1 protein-coding gene is annotated in these 5,534 nt (G+C 36.4%); it reads left to right on the forward strand.

Going from position 1 to position 5,534, the window contains the following annotated elements; all coding sequences use genetic code 11:
• Positions 1-450: 450 nt before the first annotated feature.
• Positions 451-5,534 (forward strand): Ig-like domain-containing protein (locus tag ABWP78_RS05895; protein ID WP_502905464.1); only part of this gene is annotated, 5,084 nt, incomplete at its 3' end.

Genomic DNA, 5,534 nt, shown 5'->3' on the forward strand with positions numbered 1-5,534 from the left:
CGCCATGCACAACATGCACAGAAGAAGAGCACGCACAAAACAGAAGAAGTGAATTTTTTATTAATAAGTAAGTTAATTTTGTAGTTTTTAGTTGATTAAGCACTGGGCAATTTTTTTGTTTGGTGCTTTTTTTATTTAATAATCAATAAATTATGATTAAAAAAATAATTTTAAAATTGCGTTAACTATAGTTTAAAATTTAAAATTTAGTAGAATTGATTTTTATCATTTATTATTTCTGAAATAATAATTTATTTAACAATTTTCTTATATATATAGGGAATTTTATAGTTATATATATGATTCTGAATTCAAAAAAAATAGATTTTTTTCAAAAAAACGAAAATGTTAAATTGCTATTTTTGAATTATAATAAAACATAATTATTGATGTTTGTTTTTATAATATTAATAATTAATTCAAAGTTAATCTTTCCAAAACTACCCAAATATGAATATTTTTAAGTTTCTATTATTTTTTACATTATTTACTAATGGATTAATGTCTCAAAATATCTTAATAAGTCAAGGTGGCATGGTAAATGTTTCTGGCGGAGATACTTTTTATGACGCAGGTGGAGCTGCTGGAAATGATGGAAACACGAGTTATACTATTACTTTATTGCCGCCTTCTGGAAAAAGTGTATGTGTAGATTTCACAACATTTAATTCTTATGAATCTCTAGATATTTATGATGGTACAACAGTAACTTCAACGAATATTGGAACATTGAAAGGAAACTATGGAACTGCATACAATGCTTCAGGGAGCCCATATAATACAGGACAACCAGCATTAGGAGGTGTAGTTCAAGCTGAATTAAAACCAGGAATATTTTGCGCAAATAATGTTTCAGGGGCCTTAACATTTAGGTTTACAAATAGTGGGGCTTCACAATCCACAGGATGGATTGGATTAATTTCTGTTTTTAATAATTCCATTGCAGGTTGTACAATAGATTTAAATGCTAACAAAACTACTATTTGTCCATCACAAAGCGTTGTTTTAACTGCAACCGGAACGATAGGGGCTAATGCATTAGATAATACTTTTAATTCTGGTGTAATAGGTACCGGCTGGAATGCAACCCCGGGAGGTGTTGCTTTTGTAAATGTACTTTCATGTCAACCAAATAATGGTTATAATACCATGAAACCTGACGGTTTAACCTATGCGTGGATGCAAAATGTTACCGCTCCAAGAGTACTAGAATCAAATAATTTCGATGTAAGTAATGGCGGTGTTGTAAGTTTTGATTTTAGAGCTGCATCTGATGATGATGGGGGTAATGGTTGTGAAGCCAATGATGATAAAGAAGGAATTTATGTTCAATATTCTACAAACAATGGCGCTTCTTGGATCAACATGAAATTAATGTTTCCAAGTGTAGAGAGTAATATTAATGCATCAGCAAACATAGGAGCAGGGACTTATATATATAATTGGAACAGAACAACAATTCCAATTCCTGCTGCAGCGCAAACCACAAATACAAGATTTAGATGGTATCAACATCAATCTACAACTGGAAGTCAAGATAGTTGGGGTATTGATGATGTCAAAATCATTAGAAATAAAATGGTTACATTAACAATTACAGATTTATCTACTAATACTGTTATAGCTAATACAACATCTAGCGCAACACTAACTACGACAATATCACCATCTGTAACTACTAATTATAGAGCAACAATATCTGACGGAACTTCGTTTTGTATAAAAGACATTACTATTAATGTAAATAGTGGCTTAGCAACAACCATTGCTTATCCTTCAACGACTGTCTTAAACACAACAACTATAGCTCAAAATATAACTGTCACAAATGGCCCCGTTACAGGTAATTACACTGTTACGCCCGGAGGTTTAACCATCAATGGAACTACTGGTTCGGTAACGCCAAGCTCAAGTACACCAGGCTTTTATACTATTTCAGTTCCTACCACTTGTGGTATAGCAACAACAACTTTAGCAATTACAGCGGCTCCTTGTGGGTCATGTGCGTCGGCAACATGCCCAATAGCTGGGCCATATAGTAATTATACTAATGCAACAGGAGCAGTACATACTTCAAATTGCCAAACTATTTCTCCAAATATTATTGGATCAAATATATACTTGTCTTATTATACAGTTGTAGCTTCTGCTACTGGAAATATTGGGGCTATTGTTTCTAATGATAATACTCCTAACACGTGTTCTACAACAAGAACAGCAGTTTTATATCTTAATTCTACAAATTGTAATAGTTCTACTAGTGCTCTATCACCAGTTAATGGATCAAATGGCTCTACATTCTACAATCCTGAATGGACCGGTTTAACAGCTGGAGCTACATATATCATGGTAGTAACTACTGTAGTTGCAAGTGGATGCGAAATACAAGATCAGTGTGTATCATATTACCAACCAACAACTGCTCTTGGTTGTACAACTTGTGCTACAGCTACCTGTACACCAGCATCAATTATCACAACTACAGCTGTGCTTGGTCAAACAGGAATAACAACAGCTATAAATTCTGCTGGTGATGTTTTAGGTTTAACCCCCCTCACCCCCGGTCAATCTGTAACCGTTTGTGTACCAGTTACAGTAGTTAATAATTCAACAGTACTTGGTTTTAAACAAAAATTTGAAGCTAGTTCAGGTTGCGCAAATGTATCAGAACAGATTATTACCTATCAATTGAGACCAGCAACTAATTGTAATGCATCACCTATAATTCCCAATAGACCAAATGCTGCTAATGTTGGTAGTGGTTTTAATCCAGAATGGGATAATTTAGCAGCAGGTAATTATGTATTATGCTTCACACTTAGTGTTACCAATTTATCAATTTGCAACCCTGTAGATTTGCAAGGACTTGGATATTATAATGTAGTACCTACAACAGTACCTTGTCAAGATTATCAAATACAATTATATGACGATGATACTTCATCTATAATTCACACAGGAACAACGTTTTCTTGTACTGACCCAGGTGTTTATCTTGGACCTACTACAGACCCAACTGTTTATAATAGTGGTTTGCCTTTTCAAAATTACAATATTACCATTACAGCCATAACAGGAACATTAAATAATTTAGTTTTAAATCGATACGATGCAGGGACAAATGTGTTAGCAGAAGCATTGTCAGTTACTCCTGGTCAAGTGGTTCAAAATTATTTTTTACGACCTGCTCCAGGACAATATTATAAATTAGACAAAACTAATACAGCTTCAGGAACTTATTCCTATTCTATTGTTGATGTTATTTCCGGACTTACAGTTGCATCAGGAACCTGGACAATTACTGGTGGAGCAGAATCAGCAGCTTCAATAACATTAATTCCTCAAGGATCAGCTGCTTATTCTGGTCCAGGTTTAACCAATGGTTATGACCCTACTGGAGTAAATAATTTCACTAATGACCGTGGAATTGGATTTTTTAATCCTTCACTTGCAGGAGCAGGAACACATACCATAACTTATACTTGGAATAATGGTTTAGCAGCACCAAATAATTGTACACTTACAAGAACTAAAACGGTTACGGTAACAGGGCCAAGCGCCCCAACGACAACAAATGTTAGTGTTTGTTCTGGAACAACTGCTACTTTAACAGCAGGTGCGATTACTACAGGTGCCACAGTAAAATGGTACAGTACAGCTACAGGAGGCACTCTATTGTTTACTGGAAATCCATTTACAACACCAACATTAACAGCATCGACTTCTTATTGGGTTACACAAACAACAGGGGGTTGCGAAAGTGCAAGAGTTAAAGTTGATGTAACCATAAATCCTATAGTAACACCAACAATTTCATGTGGTACCTCCACAATAAACTCGGTTCAATTTACTTGGCCAGCAGTTGTGGGCGCTACAAGTTATACCGCTACTCATACTATCAATGGTGGTGCATCTGTAAATGATGGCACTATAACTAGTCCATTCACTATTTCTGGATTAAATCCAAATGATGCTGTGGTAATTACTTTAACTCCTGTTGGAGGTTCTGGTACTTGTTTTGGCTCTGCATCATTCACTTGTAATGCAAATGCTTGTCCTACTATATTAACGCCATCTGCTAATCAAACTTTATGTTTAGGTGGCAACCCAACAGCATTATCTGTGAATACTACTTTTACAGGAGCTAATGCTATTTCATTTGTATATTTTACTACTGCACAAACAGGGTCTGCTATGTACACTGGAGGAACCTTATTAGGAAATGCAACTCCTAGTACTGGAACAGCTAGTTTTGACCCAGGAGTTTTAGGCATGCCTGGTTCGTTACCAAATACCGCAAATACTTATTATGTTTATGCAATTGCTAATCCAACTCCTACAGGAGTGACTTGTCGCCCTTTTCAAGAAATTAAAGTTGTCATAAACTCAGCTCCATTAGTTCCAACAATAACTACAACAGCTGCAACATGTTTGGCAGATGGAACCGCGACAGTTTCAAATTATTTAGCAGGATTAACTTATACTTCTACACCAACAGGATTATCAATTAGTGCCACAGGAGTTATCTCAGGCTTTACTTGCGGAACGGCTTATACGATAACTGCAACTAATGCGGCAACATGTTCGGCAACCTCGGCAAGTTTTACGGTGCAATGTCAGTTAGCAGCGCCATTAGTTCCAACAGTAACTACAGCAGTTGCAACGTGTTCAGCAAATGGAACCGCGACAGTTTCAAATTATTTAGCAGGATTAACTTATACTTCTACACCAACAGGATTATCAATTAGTGCCACAGGAGTTATCTCAGGCTTTACTTGCGGAACAGCTTATACGATAACAGCCACAAATGCGGCTACTTGTTCTGCAACTTCGACAAGTTTTACGGTACAATGTCAGTTAGCAGCGGTATTAGTTCCAACAGTAACTACAACAGTAGCTACTTGTTTGGCAAATGGAACCGCGACAGTTTCAAATTATTTAGCAGGATTAACTTATACTTCAACACCAGTAGGATTAACCGTTAGTGCAACAGGAGTGATATCAGGATTTACTTGCGGAACGGCTTATACGATAACAGCCACAAATGCGGCTACTTGTTCTGCAACTTCGACAAGTTTTACGGTACAATGTCAGTTAGCAGCGGTATTAGTTCCAACAGTAACTACAACAGTAGCTACTTGTTTGGCAAATGGAACGGCTTCAGTATCAAATTATTTAGCAGCCTTAAACTACACTTCAACACCAGTAGGATTAACCGTTAGTGCAACAGGAGTTATATCAGGATTCACTTGCGGAACCGCTTATACGATAACAGCCACTAATGCGGCTACTTGTTCAGCAACCTCGACAAGTTTTACGGTGCAATGTCTGTTAGCAGCGCCAACGGTTCCAACAGTAACTACAACAGCTGCAACATGTTTGGTAAATGGAACGGCAACAGTTTCTAATTATTCAGCAACTTTAACTTATACTTCTACACCAACAGGATTAACCGTTAGTGCAACTGGAGTGATATCAGGATTTACTTGCGGAACACCTTATACGATAACAGCCACAAATGCAGCTACATGTTC

The organism is Flavobacterium sp. (assembly GCF_040402955.1).
In the GTDB taxonomy this organism is placed as follows: Bacteria; Bacteroidota; Bacteroidia; order Flavobacteriales; family Flavobacteriaceae; genus Flavobacterium.